A 14,853-nucleotide genomic window follows, 5' to 3' on the forward strand; every position below is an offset into this window, starting at 1 on the left:
CCTGGACCGGCTGGCACCACCACGTCACCCTCGTCTCCGTCGCACACGCCTTCTGCACCCTGCAACGACTGGCCAGAGCCCCAAAAGACACGGCGTCGGCCTGAGCCTCTACCAAGTCGTCCGCGAGCTTCAGCTACTGCTCGCAGCCTGGGCCGGCGCATGCCCCACCTGCCACCGCAACATACCGACCAGCACGCCAACCTGACCAAGCCCTACTACTCACCGTCCGTTCCGGAACTCGTTCCCCTGCTGTCGGAGCACCCGCGGGCTCTGGCGACCCTCAGCGAGTCGCTGGCTTCGACGTCTGGCGCGAAGAACGAGGCCGCGCGCGCGGAACTCACCGGCCTCCTCGCGCGCGGCCGGGTGTTGGCAGGCAGTGCGCTGCTGTCGGTCGGCGAACACGATCGGCTGATGGCCGAGTTACGCGGCATCGTCGAAGACGATCCCGCGCTGGTGCCACGTGCGGCGCGGTCGGCACTTCGGTTCACGCCGCTGCCCGAGGTATTACGCTCCGTCCGGCTGTCTGCCGACAACCTCGAATTTGCTGTCGAGGAGTTGGAGGCCCTTTCGGACAGCGCTCCAGTTCCGGACGGCACACCGGAGGTGCCGGCCCTGTTGCATCTCGTCGAGTACGTCGCAGCAGCCGTGGACGAGCGGAAACGGACCACGCTGCGGGATTGGAACAGTCGTGTTGCCAAACGCCTCGGCATCCATCCCTCGGCACTTGCGGAACGTCGCTCCGACGCCGGCCGATGGGCAGCGCACAGCCCCACTCCCGTGGCCCGCGTACTGGTGGAGGTGAACCGCGCCGACGGGGACCCCGAGGGCCGGTACAGGTGTGGGGTCTGGCTCCTCTGTACGGACAGCCCGCCGGCCCCGCTCCACACTGCCACGGACCGCCCGCTGACGGCCGAGGAGGTGGCGCGGGTCGTCCGCGACGCCGTCCACGGCGTCCAGTCCAGTGACGGCCAGGACCACGTCCCCCTCGTCAGCGTCGTCGTGGACCGGGCGGGACTGCACTTGCCCGTCGACGAGTGGAACCCGGGACCCGAGAACATGTTCGATCCAGGTGTGCCGCTCGGCGCCGAGTTCCAGCTCACGCTCAGCTGCCCGGAGATGAGCACCCTGGTGAGGAACCGAGAGGACGCGCAGCGACGCCGCTGGCAGAGCGGACACGGGACACCACTCGTCCTCGACAGCGACTGCGGCACCGAGCAGCAGGTCGCCCTGCTGCTGAAGACCAGTCACCGCAACACCTCCCAGGTCGTGCTGCACGGGCCTCCTGGACAACGCGCCCGGCTGCTCGACATGTGCCTCGCGCTAGGCGTCCCCGTCGTGCTCTGGGACCGAGCAGCCAAAACGTACGAGCACGCCTCCCAGCTCGACCCGCTGCAGCCCACCGGGCCGCTGAACAACCTGCCCGAACGTGTCTGGGGTTACCGGGGGCATGTCTGCAGCGACCCCGTACGGCATCCGGCCCGGCCGTCACTTGTGTGGGAGGACATGGACCCGTCCCCGTTGAGCGACCTGCAGTTGCTCGATCCGGCTCCCTTGGAAGGTACCGCTCCCTCATGACAACGGAAGACATCACAATGGGCACTCCGGACGACGGGTGGCGGCTCTTCCGCGGCGACGGAACGACCCGCCGAGTGGAGTTCCCCGAAGCACCGCCATGGCGTCGGTTCACCCCGCCCGGCGAGGAGTTCGCCCTGCAAAGGCCCTACCTCATCGGCCCGGCCGAGGCAGATGTCGTGAACGCGGCTCTCCTCCTGCGCCGGCCACTGCTGGTGTCGGGGTATCCGGGCACCGGCAAATCCTCCCTGGCGCACGCCGTCGCTCACGAACTAGACCTCGGCCGCGTGCTGCACTGGCCGATCAACAGCCGCTCGACCCTGCAGGAGGCCCTGTACCGGTATGACGCCGTCGGCCGGCTGCGCGAGGCGAATCTGCGCCGTGACAACCAGGACAGCCGTCACCACAGTGACTCCGAGCCCGGGATCGGCACTTACGTCCGCCTGGGTCCGCTGGGCACGGCGCTGGTACCCCGTGCCCGGCCCCGAGTGCTGCTCGTCGACGAGCTGGACAAGGGCGATGTAGACCTGCCGAACGACCTGCTGACCGTCTTCGAGGAAGGCGAGTTCGAGGTGCCGGAACTCGCCCGGCTGCCAGAGCACGAGGCCATGGTCGAGGTGCTGACCGACGACCCCAACGAACGTATCCCCGTCGTACGCGGTCGCGTCCGCTGTGCGGAGTTTCCCGTCGTGATCATCACCAGCAACGGCGAGCGCGAGTTCCCTCCCGCCTTCCTCCGGCGCTGCATCCGGCTCGATCTGCCCGAGCCGGACGAACAGACACTGCGCGGCATCGTCGAGGCCCATCTGGGAGCCGGCACCCTGCAGGAGGTGGACGACCTACTTCGGGACTTCCTCGAGCGACGTGCACCCGGCGAGCTGGCCACCGACCAGCTACTCAACGCGGTCTACCTCCGCAAGGGAGGGGTGGATCTCGACGCCAGCGGACTGCTGAACGCCGTACTGCACCGGCTCGGCAGGGCGGTGTAGAAACGTGCTCGACCGCCTGCGGCGCGTGCTGGCCGACAGCGGAGTGGATCTCTCCGACGAAGAGCTGCTCGACGTTCTGTGGCTGGCCAGGCAGCTGCCGCACAGTGAGCGTGCTCCGCTGGCGCGTGCATTGCAGCCTCGGGTAGCTCCACCCTCCGCTCCCAGGGATGAGCGTCCACCGCCCAATGCGGACGAGGCCGGCACGACGGGGCCGCCGCCCTCAGCCCCGTCGAAGGACGGAGCACCGCAGCCGGGGGAGCCGCTACACGCGGGCCCTGCTGCGCCCGGTTCCGGAAAACAGGAGCGTCCAGGTCTGCCGGTCCGTACGCCGGAAGGGAAATCCCTTGCGGCACACGAGCTCCGGCTTGGCAGAGCACTGCGGCCGCTGAAGCAGCGGCTACCGGACCTTCGGAAGCAAGAGCTCGACGAGGCAAGGACCGTCGCCGCCATGGCCGAGACGGGGCTGCCCGACGCCGTGCTGAGACCGGCCCGCGCCCGCTGGCTCACTCTCACCCTGCTGGTGGACGACGGCGTCTCCATGCTGCTGTGGCAGCGCCTAGCCTCGGAGATGCGGATTCTGCTGGAGCGCAGCGGAGCATTCCGCAGCCTCCGCGTCTACGGGCTGGACAGCCGGGGCCCGCAGGCCCCGATGCTCCACAGCCGCCCCTACGAGGACGGCGGCGTGCCCCTGCCACCGTCCGTCGTGGGCGATCCAACGGGGAGCACGCTGGTCCTCATCGTGAGCGACGGCGTCGGTGCGGCCTGGCGCGACGGCCGGATGCAGACGGCGCTGAAGACATGGGCGCGACAGGGGCCCACCGCAATCGTCCATGCCCTGCCCGCCCGCATGTGGCAGGGGTCGGGCATCCGGGCCCAGCAGTGGCTGGTAACCACACGGCGGCGAGGCGGGCCGTCCAGCGCCTGGCGCGTGGCGGATCCGGTGCTGCCTGCGGACATCGTGGCCTTCGAAGGGGTGCCGGTGCCGGTGCTGGCACCTGAGCCCGCGGCCGTAGGGCGCTGGGCAAACGTCGTAGCCTCCCCAGGCACCACGGCCGCGCTACCCCTGCTGGCGGACAGCGGAGCACCCCCTTCACGCCCCTACGCCGACACACGGCAGGGCGATACACGGGAAGCCGTGCTGCGATTCCGCCATGCCGCGTCGCCAGCGGCTTATCGCCTAGCGGCTCACCTTGCGGCCGTCGCGCCAGTGTCGGTGCCGGCTATGCGCCTGGTGCAGGCTGCCTTGGGCCCGACCACGGACACCGGGCACCTGGCGGAGGTCTTCCTGGGCGGGTTGATGCAGAGCACGGATCCGGCCGACCCTGTCCTGCCGGCCCGGCACCGCGCGTTCGACTTCTCAGAGGAGGCCCGGAACATCCTCCTCGGGACGGCGCCCGCACACGAACTGCTGCGCACCACCCGCACGATCACGGCCGAACTCGGCCGACTGGCCGGCCGTTCGCCGGCCTTCCCCGCCTGGCTCAGCCACCCCGAGGGACCAGACCGGCTGAACGACGAGAGCCACCCCATCAGTCGGCTGGACAACCGACTGATGACACTGCTGGGTGTACGGCCCCCGGCCGCTCGGACCGAAGGCGCGTCCGAGACCGAACCGCAACGGCGTCCCACCGGACGGCAGGAACCATCGCCCGTGCCAGAACCGGCGCGGCCGTCCACGAATCGTGAGGAGCGTCCGCGCGCCCTGCCCAGGCGAGAGACTGCCCCGACAGCAGCACCGGACGGTACGGAAGACGTCTCCTTCCAAGCCCTTGACCTCGGCCCCTCCTGGTCGCCACTGCTCACGGAGGACCCCCGTAGGGCCGGGCCCTACCGCCTGCACGCCCGCAACGTCGGCGGATGGCAGCGGGTAGTTGTGTTCCTGGGGCGCGACGAGATGGGCAGCACCGTGACGGTGCGGGTGCCGCTCCGTACGAGCCCCGAGGAGGCAGCAGAACTGCTCCGCACCGAGGCGGAGGCACTGATCCGCATGGCCGGGACCGGTGCGCCCGAGCTGCTCGGCCACAGCGTCGAGGACTACCCGCCATGGCTGGCGACGGAATGCGCCCGCGAGCAGAACGACGACCCGCGGGCCCGTCCCGCGCACAACCTCCGTGCGCTCCTGGAGGACCGGGGACCGCTGGGGGACACCGAGCTCTTCCGGCGCTTGGGACGGGACCTGGCCAAGGCAGTGCGGCGCGCCCACAGCGTGGGGCTCGTCCACGGCTCGCTGACGCCCAACCGTGTGCTGGTCACCGACCAGGACGTGCAGCTCGTCGGCTGGATGACTGCCATCGTGGACGGCGTCCCGCATCGCCACCGCGATTCATTCCGGCGGAATCCTGCCTACGAGCCCCCCCATGAACTGGAGGGCTTCGGCGACCCGATCGGCGTCACCGCGGCGAGCGACGTGTTCTCCGTGGGGGCCATTCTCCTCACCGCTGCGACGGGACAGTGGGCAGGGGACTTCACTCCCGAGACACTGCGCAACGCCTGCGAGCACGCGGGCATGAACAGGTCGCTCGGCGGGGTCCTGCTGGGCTGCCTGGACCAGAATCCGGCGGCCCGGCCCACAGCTGCTGAGTTGGTCGCAGCGTTCGCCGCGCAGACCGACGACAACCCGAACAAGAGTGGGGGCGAGCGCTCCAGGACCCAGCGCCCCGCCAGTGCGGCACTCGGTCATTCCGGCGGTTTTCGAGACAGATTCGCGTTGCTCGGTCGTATGACCGACTGCCACATCTACGAAGGTGACGGCACACGACCCATCCACGAGGAGAACGTCCAGATCCACCACCGGGCTCAACGCGTTACCCAGCCTCCCGTGGTCCGACAGTGGCGTGCCGAGATTGAGGCCGAGGAAAGCCGCAAGGCAGCTGCCGGTCAGCAGCACAGCTGGAACCGCCCGAGGTTCGCTGTCGAGCGCATCACCGTCACCCGCACCCACCTCGGAGACGACCCCATCGTCCGACTACGCCTATGCGACGCGGACTACTACGACTTCCTGGCTACGTCTCTCAACCTCGACCGCCCACACCCGGACCACGACACAACGCTTCGCCAGCAATACCTGGTGAACCAGGACCCTGCCACGGCTCCGCCATTCCTGTCCTGCAGCTTCGGGGTGAATGTGGCGGTGGAGACCGGGGCCGACGACAAGATGCTCTTCAGCCACCGCAGCGCCGGCGTCGCAGGCAATCCCACGCGGTGGAATGCGTCCGCCAGCGAAGGTCTGTCCAGACACCACGACGTCCCCGCAGACGGCTCGCCGATCAGCCTGCACGCCACAGCGCGCCGGGCGATGAAGGAAGAGCTCGGAGTCTTCCCCGAGGACAGGATGGACCTTGAACTGCTCGGCTTCGGACTGGATCTCCGCCTGCATCAATGGGCCGCCTTCTTCCGCGCCGTGCTGCCCGACCTCGGCGAGGAGGATCTCAGAAGACGCTGGGCACGGGGCGTCAAGGACAAATGGGAGCACGACCGCCATGCCTTCGTGCCAGCCGACCCGGACTCCGTCCTCGATTTCACCCTGAAGCAGACGGAGGAGGCATGGGCACCTTGCGCACCCGCGCTGTTCTACTTGGCGCTGGTGCGCGGAGCAGTAATCCGCCGTGGCGGGGACCCGGCAGGACGGCTTGACGTGGAAGCCGCCGAGCTCCGGGCCGAGCGACGCGGCCAAGAGGGTACCGGCCCAGCGTAGCCCAGAGCCGAAGGACTCCGTTGTACGCATCCGCTGAGCACCACTCACCCAGCGGCCCTGCAAGCAACCGCCGACCATCCCTCCCTGCCGCCCTACCCGCCCCATGAGCCGACGCCCGCTGCACTCCGCTCCGCGCGGAGCCGGTGGCCGGACAAAGTCCACCGGCACAGAAGCTGCCACGACAGTCCCGTCGTGGCAGCTCACGTCCGACGCGTGGCAGACCTGGGCCGGGCCGGTAAACGGGGACCAACGTCGCTCTGGTCGTAGAGCCGGTAGGTGGCTGAGAAGCCTCCCTGGGCAAGCGGTGCTCCGCTCAAGACCGCCGCGGCCACGAGAGAACCGTTGGCGGGCAGAGGCTCGACATCGCCGCCCGCGGCGCCCAAGGGGCGGCTCGTCGCCGTCGAGGTCCAGATCGGCCTGGGAGAGCCACACGCGCCCGGGATCAACAGGCCGCATCAAGCACGCGCCCGCGTCACAGCCTCTGCTGCGACGCGATGCCCCTGCCACAGACCCGATTCGCCGAGGCTCATGTTGAAACTTACCAAACACGGCGGCGTGGGGCCCAAGCTATTCGGAGAGTTCCGATACCCGACTGCACCATTACGGGCCGACTTCCCCGACCGGGACCTCAACCGGGCACTGCGCGCGCTGCGGCCCCCGCGAGTGGACATCACGATCGACCGCGTCCACCTCGTCAACCAGTACCAATGCCCCGACCTGGGCTATTACACCTGGGACGTGGTCGAAGAGATCCATTTCGGCTAAGAGGCCGGGGCGTTACCGGTCTCCGGGCGGGCGCGTGCGGCGGAGCGGGCGGCGGAGCGGGCGGCGGCTGCGGCCGCGTACGTCATCCAGTTCCCGCCGCTCGCGCGCTGCCAGGTCACGGCCACGCTGACGTGCACGCCGAGCATCCTGGCCAGGACCGCTGCGGGCAGCTACTGGGCGAGCGCGAACAGCGCGTTGCTTCGCCCCTGACGGGACTTGATGCCGGTGGCGTGAAGCCGTCGGAGCATCTGCGATTCGTGGAGGGGGTAGCCCGCCGCACGGCCCGGGACGAGCAGTCCCCTTCGTGGCGGATCAGGATGTCGGTGCCCTGTGATGCCCTGGCACCGTCCAGGAACGAGGCGGACGACGTACGTTCGCTGTGGCTATGCCGCGGAGTGGTAGCGGCGGGCGTGGGCTCCGCGCTCGTTCGCCATGGCGTCGAAGCACTCGACGTCACAGGCCAGGCCCAGGTTCGCGACCATCCATCCGAACGAAGCGGTTCCACCGCAGTGGTCGCAGTGCTTCATCGACGGATCAGACGGGCAGGGTGTGGGCTCAAAGCGGGGACGCCTCGGCGGCTCGTACGGCAGGGGCGTCCACTTGTACTGCTGGTATTCGGTGCGGGCGTCGGGCAGGCGGTAGTAGCGTCCGCCCCGGTCATCCGGCCAGTATTCGCCGTCGTCTTCGTACGCGCTGGCGGGACGGCCAACGCCGTAAGTCTCGACGTCCCAGACGGTGGCGGTGGTGTCGTCGCCGAGGGTGAGGCGCCGCTCCACCAGCCGCATCCGCGTGTTGGGGTCGAGGCCCTTGTCGAACGGGATGGCCACGTCGGTCGTCTCCTTCACCCCGAGACGCTGCACCCGCTCCTGGACCTCCCGGGCGGCCTGGCGCTCCTCCTCCTCGGCGACTCTGCGTTTTGCCGCCCGTTGCGCACGGTCCGCCTTTCGCTTCGCTTCCCGCTTCTGCTCGGCCTGCTCCTCCTTCTCACGTTGCAGGCGCAGCTCCTCCCGGCGCTGCGTGTCTTCCTCGGGGCCCGGCCACCGCGCGCAGTCGCCGCGGTGACGGGCCTCCCACCGCTGCCCGGTTTCCGGGTCGCGAACCTGGATCCACTCGGCCGCCCCCTGCACGAAGGCGATCCCGCAGAGTGCGCAAGTCTGCCCGGTCACGGGCTGTACGGGCTGGCGGCACTGGCGCGGTCGGTGCTCAACCTCGGCCTCTGTTCCGTGGCCGAGAACCTGTCCGGCGCCCTTGGCTACCTGTCCGCCGCACCAGCGGCATGGCTTGGCGCACCAGTTCGGCCGACCGGGGCCCGACTCGACCTCGTGCACGTGCAAGTCCTCCGCTGGTGGATGGGTGGCCAAGTGCTTGGCGATCTGTCCGGCGCCGGCGGAGCCGAACGCGCCGGTTTCGGAGGCGAACCGGCGGCTCCATAGAGGCGTGGCCCTCAGCCCGGTCTCCTCCACCAGCAGCAGTGTCAGCGTCGCGTCGTAGGCCATGTAGCGCTTGTAGCGGCCGTCCTTGTAGCCGGTGGGGCGCTTGTCCAGGACCAGCAGCACCGATCCGGCGGGGGTCTCGATCCGGGCGCCGTGCCCGACTTCGACCCCCTCCAGTCGCTCCCGGGCCTCGCCCCGCTCGCGGATGCCGGTGACGATCCACCGTGCGCTGCGGTGTACGTCCGCGCCGTCGGCCTCTGGTACCTGCGGCACCACAATCTCCACCATGGTTGTTCCTCCTCGTACTTGTCGTGGGTGGGGCACTGGCACAGGCGCCTGACCGGTGTGGGTCCCTCGCAGATCCGCTATCGGGCGGCTTCGCACAGCTGCGAGCAGACGCCCTGACCCCACCGAGATCCGTCGCCCGAGCCTGCGGCCAGGGAGCCTGGTCAGGGGTACTCGGCGAACTCCGAGGCGATCTCTGCGATCCTGTCGGCCCACCACTCCTCGGATTCCCGCAGGTGATGCACCAATGCCTCGCGGTCCTCGCGGCCGAGGTCGTCGTATGTCACGCCTTCGTCGTGAAGGCGGAGGGCGTCGAGCAACTCGCGCCGTCGCTCCAGTACCCAGTGGGAAGCAGCGTGAGCCTCCGGTCCGACCTCCAGAGCGAATTTGCCGTCCCTCCGGACCAGCGCGATCACGGGCTGCTGCGCGTTGCTGGCGATGAGACTGATCAGGAGGGCCAGCGTGATCTCAGGCATCGGTCCTCTTTCCGGGATCAGGTCGCCGTCGCTTCAGGGGGCCGTCGCAGGACGGCTGGATTCGATTCATCCGGTTGCTGCCTGCGGTCCGGATCGTCAGATGCTGTGCCGCTGGTCGCGGCAGTACCGTGTCCGGACGGGGCGATGGGGCGGGGAGGCAGCCGGGTGCCATTCCCGCGTAAGGGCTCACGGCCCGGGGGTGGTCCAGGCATCTGATCCGGCTGCCCGCCCGCCCCATCGCCCACCAGGGCTGTGGCTTTCGGTGGCGCGGGTGCGGCCGGGCGGGAAAGCGGCCGGGTGCCACTTCCGCTGCAGGGCTCGGGCGCAGGGATGGTCCAGATATCTGGTCCGGCTGCCCGCCCGCCCCACCGCACTGCGTGTTCATGCCACCGCTGCGGTGAGGCCGGGCGCCCACATGATGGCTTCGTCGTACGGCTCTCCGGCTTGCAGGCAGTGGTGGAGACCGGAGAGCAGGCGGCCGCCGACGATGCGGAGAGCTGCCGCATACCGGTCGCCTCTCTGACGTCGCTCGTCGTACCGGGCCCGGCAGCCCGGGGAGTGTGTGAGGGTGCCGAACGCCCAGCGGTGGACCGCGTTGCGCAACACCGCGTTCGCGGCTTTGCGCCGGGTGACGGAGTGGCTGGTGCTGGAGGACCAGGTGATCGGGGCTACTCCGGCGTAGGCGCGTAGGTGACGGGCCGTGGGGAAACGGTTGAGGTCGTCGCCGATCTCGGCGAAGACGCGGGCCGCCAGGGTGGACCCAAGGCAGGGGAAGCTCCGGTACACCGCGGCATGCGGGTGGGCATCGAACGTCTCGGCAACGCGCTCTTCCAGCGCTGCAACGGTACGGCAGACGATGTCGATCTGCTGCAGAAGCATGGCGGTGTACTCGCCGAGCGCGGCCTCGGTGGCGGCCGACTGCCGGAGGTCCAGGACGACGAGGTGGTCACGGATCTCGGCTGCGGTGTCCTCGATGGGGCGGATGCGGCGCGCACGGGCCAGAGTGTCGGCGACCGTGCGGACGGACAGGGCCGCAGCCTGCCCCGGGGTGGGTGCGAGTGCGAGGAGCGCGCGGGCTTCCGCCCGGCGCAGGCCCAGGTGGTACGGGGTCCAGGCCTGGACATAGGCGGGAAAGTAAACCATGAGGTGGCTGCGGAGTCTCGCCATCAGTCTGCGGCGAACGCCCGTAGCTCGCCGGCCACGGCCAAGTCCCAGAATCCGCGCAACGCCACCCACGTGAACAACTGCTCCACCGCCTGGGAGGACCGGCCCGGCATATCCTCCCGCCCCACAGCCCGGTCGAACATGCCGACCACCATCCACAGCTGGTCGGCACGCTGCCGCGACACCTGGATCGGCACCCCACCCGCGCCCGGCACTCGTTCCCGGTCGTCCCACCGGGCCGGATCTCTGGGGGCGACCTGGTTGACAAGGGCGGCGAGCCGCTGGACGGACGGGGCACTGTACGTGGGGGCCACCGCTACTCCCCTGCTGCGGCGCGGCGCTTCGCCTGCACCTTCAGCCAAGGATTCTCCGCTCTGGACTGGGCACGGTCCAAGTACTCCCGCTTCACGACGGCGGAGCCGGCCTTCGACCGGCCCTGCTTCGTCGTGTCGCCGCCAGCGTCCGCGATCGCCTGCGCCGCCGAGGCGTAGCCCGTGCGCAGTGATCTGCTGCCAGTTCTTCGCCCACACTTTGTGGGCACGGTCGCGGACCAAGTCGTTGATGGCGTCCCTGGTGACATAGTCCCCACGCTCCTTCGCGACGGCACGACTCTGCAGGGTGCCGCGAGAGGCCAGGGCCCGGAAGAACACCCCCTCTCCACATACCAAGACGGTGCGGAGTGATCAATCAGTCCCGCACGGCCGCAGCAGGGTCGAGGAGCGGGTCGTCGGGGATGTCGGTGTGCTCGCTCGTGGCGTCCTGGTTAGTCATGGAAGATCGGATGTGGAGGGTGACGAAGTCGTCGGCGATGGACAGGTCGGCGAGCTCGATGCGCCGGTTGAGGGCCCCGCGGCCGAGGAGCAGCATGCACCCCGTTCGCGAAGCCCAGCGGGGGCTTGGAGGTCACACGTAGCAACCACGGCCTGCAGCAGTTCGTCGGTGACGGGCGGCGCCTTGCGGACCGCGGTGCGCTTCGCCCACGCCTTCTCGTACTCGTTGAGCATGCCCCGCGCCTACTTCGTTCCGGGCATTTTTTCCTCGGGTATCCAGGTACGGTTCGCGGAGATGGCTGCGTTGATGGCGTTCGGCGAGCGGCCGCGTCCAATGGGATGGGCGACGTACTCGGTATAGGTGGCGGTGGTGCAGGGACGGGCGATGCGGCCCTGTTCCGTACACCATGCGGTGAGCTGGTCGTGCTGGGAATGGTAGTTGGTGCTGGTGTTCTTCGGGGCGGACTGCCTTTCCAGGCGCTCGGCGGTCCGCTGTGAGACCCGGAGGTCTCGTTCTGTGTGTGTCGGCTGGTCGGCCTCGGTGGGAAGGCTTTGCCCGGGGTAGAGGATCGTGTGCCGGTCGACCACCAGGTGTGCGGCGGGAGAGTGGGTCGGAGATCGGGGAAGCCTCCGGTGAAGAAGCGGGCGAAGCCCAAACACGCCTAATCCTGCGACGCCTCTGGCAGGGAGTCGGAGAGGCCGGTCCCGGTGCGGCGCGGAGTGGCGTTCAGCGACTGGATTGCGTGAATTGCGAGTTGGCCGAGGAACGGGCGGGTCCCCGCTCAGCCTTACTGTGCCGACGGCATGTCACTCTTCTTGGACTCCGGGCAGGCCCTCGCATGGACCGCCGAAGGGCACGCGCGGCACGGTGAGTGGTGTCACACCAACTTCGGTGTGTGGAAAACATCTGTTCGCGGCAGGACTGACGAGCAGTCCGGTCGTGGAACTGCTGCTGTGCGTCGTGCCCCGGCGAGGTGACACCGGAACTGCTCGAACGGCTCTCAGAGCGAGACCGTATCGACATTGTCCGAAGCCGTGCTCGTTCCGGCTTGAGCAACCTTCGCGAGCGCCGGGCGGTTTCACCGTATGCCGAGGCAGTGCCTTGCCGACGCGCCGACGTATGGGTGAAAGACGATGTGTCGAGTGCCTGAGTGAGGGTGGAGATGGCGAATTTGAACACCGTTGTGACGTGGGTGGACGCACGCGAGAGGCTGCCTCGGGACGGTACACCGGTGGCAGCGGCGATCACGGGCCGGTACCCGGCTGACAGTGCCAATGAGTCTGGTCGTGTGTTGGGTGAGGAGTTCTGGCTGGTGAGGCCGATGTACTTCACGACTCGGCACTGGAGCGAGGAGGACGGGGCGGAACACCGGGACTGCTTCGTCGACTCCGATGGAGTCGTCCGCCTGCCCTACGGCCAGGACAGTGACAAAACCGTGACTCACTGGGCCGAGCTGCCCACCCTGCCAGGCGGGACCACGCACCTGGTTCTTGGAGAAGGCGTGCCGTCGGCTCTCCAGAACGCATGGGGCGCTCCTTCAGCCAGGTGATGCCGCGCTTGAAACCGAAGTACTTCGGCGACGGCACCGCGCTGATCGTGCGGAGCGGGACGACGAACCGCAGTCCGTCCACCGACGTCAGCAGACCGTCCTCCAGTACCTGACGATCGGCACCTTGGCATCGGCGGTGATCAGCGCGGTATTCGCAGCAGCGACATGGTGACCGAACTAGGCCATCTCGTTTGGATCAGCTGGTCGTTGGTCCGGATGTGCCGTTGACTGATGCGCGGTGGGCGCGGATCGAGCCGTTGCTCGCGGACCGGACACCGAAGCGGGGTGGCCACTGGAGAAGAGGGTGTGCCTCCAGGAGGGCGTTGATCTGGGCTTCCAGGGCCCGGCGTTGTTCGTGGACGGCGGCGAGCTGGCGGGCCAGGGACGGGATCACGATGTCGAGCGTGCCCGTTCCGGGGACCTCCACGGTCTGCTCGTCGAGTGCGTCGAAGACGTCGTCGATGAGCCGGGTGGCCATCCGTGGGGCCTTGGGGCGGATCAGTTCGACGAGTCTGCGGCGGCCGGCCTTTCGCAGGGCGGCCGGGGATCCGTAGCGTTCCAGCAGCCAGGTGACGGCCTGGTGATCGAGACGCGGGCCCAGGACACGTTCGAGGCCGGGGTGGAACTGGGTGAGCAGGCCGCGTATCCGGTTGGAGGTGCGGGTGGCCTCGGCCGCGAGGTCCTGGTCGAAGCCGACCAGCACGGTCAGCTCGGCGGTGATCTCGTCGGTCAGTTCCAGCGAGCGCAGGGTGTGGGGCATGGTGCGGGCCGCGTCCGCGATGACCGCGGCGTCCTTCGCGTCGGTCTTCGCCTCGCCCGGGTAGAGATCGGCGATCCGCCGCATCGCCAGTCCCGGCAGATAGGCGACCTTGCAGCCCGTGTCACGGGCACCCGTCAGCGGCAGGGCACCGATCGAGGCGGGCTGGTCCACCACGACGAGGACGGGGCCGAACTTCGCGGCCAGCTTGTCGAACACGGCCAGCAGCTTGGGCTCGCTGTTGGGCAGCGGTTTGTCGAAGACCTTCTTCCCGGCCGGGGTCAGCCCATGGCCGTGGTGAGCGGTCTTGCCGACGTCCAGGCCGAGGAACACGCCCACGTCGCCGGTGTCGAACATCGTGCTCTCAACTCCCTTGGTGTGGCCGGCCTTGGCGTCGGTGTCGTTCCCGCGCATCCACGTTATGCAGACCTGCCGCCCGCGAACTGCCTGGCATTGCGCCGGGCCGGGCGGTGGCCGGACCTCTCATCAGCGTCTCCGACGGCACCTCTCGGGCCCGGTGAACACCACCCCCCACTTCATGCCTTCGACAGGGGGACACAGTCATGCCGGGCCCGGAGGCCAGCGGCCCTCTTGCAGGACCGCGGAAAACATAACGGGGGCAGCCTCACCGTCGAGTGGCACTCTCCGACCGATGCGTCAGACAGGCGCCGGTTCACCGGTGCCGAGCGTCCCCCTCTGCCACTGCTCGACCTCCGCGACGTGCACGGTCGCCCACGCCTGGGCAACGTCGGGCTGTCGGGCTGTCGGGCTGTCGGGCTGTCGGGCGGCGACGGCCTCGTAGATCGCGCGGTGCTGCTGCCTGGCCCGTGCCACGGCGCGCCCCTCCACCCGGCCGCGCCACAGGCGGGCACGGACCGTGGGACCGGCCATGCCTTCGAGGAGCGAGCAGAGCACGGCGTTGCCCGAGCCAGCCGCCAGTCTGCGGTGGAACTCCAAGTCGTTCTCGATCAGGACGTCCAGGGACAGACCGCCGTCGAGCCGGTCGAGGACTTCGCCGAGTGCGGTGATCTCCTCGTCCGGCATCGACCGGGCGGCCATGGCCGCGGCAGCCGGTTCGAGGATCCGTCGGACTTCCAGGAACTGGAGGACGGTGTCGTCCTGTTGGAGGTCGGCGACGAAGGTGAGCGCGTCGAGGAGCAGGTCGGGCTCCAGGCTCGTGACGTAGGTGCCGTCGCCCTGGCGGACGTCGAGGACCCGCCTGATCGAGAGGGCCTTCACCGCCTCGCGGAGCGAGTTGCGGGAGAGGCCGAGGCGCTCGGCGAGATCGGGTTCGCGCGGGAGGCGGGAACCGGGGCGGAGCTCACCGCTGACGATCACGGCCTTGATCTTGTCGATCGCCTCGTCGGTGACAGGCACTCTCGCTCCTCTCTCGGGACT

At 69.2% G+C, this 14,853-nt stretch carries 13 protein-coding genes and 2 pseudogenes; 5 read left to right on the forward strand and 10 right to left on the reverse strand.

Translation table 11 applies throughout. The features are described from left to right. Positions 1-159: 159 nt before the first annotated feature. The 4 genes from ACFC79_RS35420 to ACFC79_RS35435 all read left to right on the forward strand — a co-directional run bounded on the left by ACFC79_RS35420 (position 160) and on the right by ACFC79_RS35435 (position 7,020). Positions 160-1,575 (forward strand): hypothetical protein, encoded by a 1,416-nt coding sequence (locus tag ACFC79_RS35420; protein ID WP_376249014.1) that lies wholly within the window; start codon positions 160-162, stop codon positions 1,573-1,575. Beyond that, the gene (locus ACFC79_RS35425; protein ID WP_376249016.1) at positions 1,572-2,561 is read left to right on the forward strand and encodes an AAA family ATPase; all 990 of its coding nucleotides are present in this window, start codon (positions 1,572-1,574) and stop codon (positions 2,559-2,561) included. Before ACFC79_RS35420 ends, ACFC79_RS35425 begins: the two co-directional genes overlap by 4 nt. Before the next feature lie 43 nt (positions 2,562-2,604). Next, positions 2,605-6,255, forward strand: coding sequence for an SAV_2336 N-terminal domain-related protein (locus tag ACFC79_RS35430; protein ID WP_376249058.1), 3,651 nt, complete (start codon positions 2,605-2,607; stop codon positions 6,253-6,255). Between the two features lie 528 nt (positions 6,256-6,783). Beyond that, positions 6,784-7,020, forward strand: coding sequence for a hypothetical protein (locus ACFC79_RS35435; RefSeq protein WP_376249018.1), 237 nt, complete (start codon positions 6,784-6,786; stop codon positions 7,018-7,020). On the opposite strand, the gene ACFC79_RS35440 is transcribed toward ACFC79_RS35435, so the two are convergent. The 7 genes from ACFC79_RS35440 to ACFC79_RS35470 form a co-directional block, all read right to left on the reverse strand. Then, entirely contained in the window at positions 7,017-7,157 is a 141-nt protein-coding gene (locus ACFC79_RS35440; RefSeq protein WP_376249019.1) for a hypothetical protein, read from the reverse strand. The genes ACFC79_RS35435 and ACFC79_RS35440 overlap by 4 nt on opposite strands. A gap of 246 nt (positions 7,158-7,403) precedes the next feature. Next, positions 7,404-8,741 carry a hypothetical protein gene (locus tag ACFC79_RS35445; RefSeq protein WP_376249021.1) on the reverse strand — a complete coding sequence of 446 codons (1,338 nt, stop codon included), beginning with the start codon at positions 8,739-8,741 and terminating at the stop codon, positions 7,404-7,406. A gap of 161 nt (positions 8,742-8,902) precedes the next feature. Next, positions 8,903-9,214 carry a hypothetical protein gene (locus ACFC79_RS35450; protein ID WP_376249022.1) on the reverse strand — a complete coding sequence of 104 codons (312 nt, stop codon included), beginning with the start codon at positions 9,212-9,214 and terminating at the stop codon, positions 8,903-8,905. Positions 9,215-9,595: 381 nt separating this feature from the next. Continuing rightward, on the reverse strand, positions 9,596-10,357 hold the full coding sequence (locus tag ACFC79_RS35455; protein WP_376249024.1) for a transposase: 762 nt from the start codon (positions 10,355-10,357) through the stop codon (positions 9,596-9,598). A gap of 23 nt (positions 10,358-10,380) precedes the next feature. Further along, entirely contained in the window at positions 10,381-10,692 is a 312-nt protein-coding gene (locus ACFC79_RS35460; protein WP_376249025.1) for a hypothetical protein, read from the reverse strand. A 373-nt stretch (positions 10,693-11,065) separates the two neighbouring features. Beyond that, positions 11,066-11,245: a hypothetical protein gene (locus ACFC79_RS35465; RefSeq protein ID WP_376249027.1), complete on the reverse strand. Its 180-nt coding sequence runs from the start codon at positions 11,243-11,245 to the stop codon at positions 11,066-11,068. A 146-nt stretch (positions 11,246-11,391) separates the two neighbouring features. Next, positions 11,392-11,736, reverse strand: coding sequence for a hypothetical protein (locus tag ACFC79_RS35470; RefSeq protein WP_376249029.1), 345 nt, complete (start codon positions 11,734-11,736; stop codon positions 11,392-11,394). 575 nt (positions 11,737-12,311) lie between these two features. Here ACFC79_RS35470 and ACFC79_RS35475 point away from each other — a divergent pair. After that, complete coding sequence (locus ACFC79_RS35475) at positions 12,312-12,698, forward strand: AQJ64_40280 family protein (RefSeq protein ID WP_376249030.1); 387 nt, start codon at positions 12,312-12,314, stop codon at positions 12,696-12,698. Here the strand turns inward: ACFC79_RS35475 and ACFC79_RS35480 are convergent. The 3 genes and pseudogenes from ACFC79_RS35480 to ACFC79_RS35490 form a co-directional block, all read right to left on the reverse strand. Further along, positions 12,691-12,860, reverse strand: a pseudogene (locus tag ACFC79_RS35480) (Tn3 family transposase); the annotation flags it as partial. The gene ACFC79_RS35475 and the pseudogene ACFC79_RS35480 overlap by 8 nt on opposite strands. Before the next feature lie 97 nt (positions 12,861-12,957). Next, positions 12,958-13,812: pseudogene (locus ACFC79_RS35485) on the reverse strand (IS110 family transposase); the annotation flags it as partial. Between the two features lie 300 nt (positions 13,813-14,112). Next, positions 14,113-14,832 (reverse strand): FadR/GntR family transcriptional regulator, encoded by a 720-nt coding sequence (locus ACFC79_RS35490; protein ID WP_376249032.1) that lies wholly within the window; start codon positions 14,830-14,832, stop codon positions 14,113-14,115. Positions 14,833-14,853 lie beyond the last annotated feature (21 nt).

This window comes from Streptomyces sp. NPDC056061, assembly GCF_042266885.1.
Taxonomy (GTDB): domain Bacteria; phylum Actinomycetota; class Actinomycetes; order Streptomycetales; family Streptomycetaceae; genus Streptomyces.

Coding starts and splice junctions, on each gene's coding strand:
- ACFC79_RS35420 (WP_376249014.1), top strand. CDS start 160: ATGCCCCACCTGCCACCGCAACATACCGACCAGCACGCCAACCTGACC.
- ACFC79_RS35425 (WP_376249016.1), top strand. CDS start 1,572: ATGACAACGGAAGACATCACAATGGGCACTCCGGACGACGGGTGGCGG.
- ACFC79_RS35435 (WP_376249018.1), top strand. CDS start 6,784: ATGTTGAAACTTACCAAACACGGCGGCGTGGGGCCCAAGCTATTCGGA.
- ACFC79_RS35445 (WP_376249021.1), bottom strand. CDS start 8,741: ATGGTGGAGATTGTGGTGCCGCAGGTACCAGAGGCCGACGGCGCGGAC.
- ACFC79_RS35450 (WP_376249022.1), bottom strand. CDS start 9,214: ATGCCTGAGATCACGCTGGCCCTCCTGATCAGTCTCATCGCCAGCAAC.
- ACFC79_RS35455 (WP_376249024.1), bottom strand. CDS start 10,357: ATGGTTTACTTTCCCGCCTATGTCCAGGCCTGGACCCCGTACCACCTG.
- ACFC79_RS35465 (WP_376249027.1), bottom strand. CDS start 11,245: ATGCTGCTCCTCGGCCGCGGGGCCCTCAACCGGCGCATCGAGCTCGCC.
- ACFC79_RS35475 (WP_376249030.1), top strand. CDS start 12,312: ATGGCGAATTTGAACACCGTTGTGACGTGGGTGGACGCACGCGAGAGG.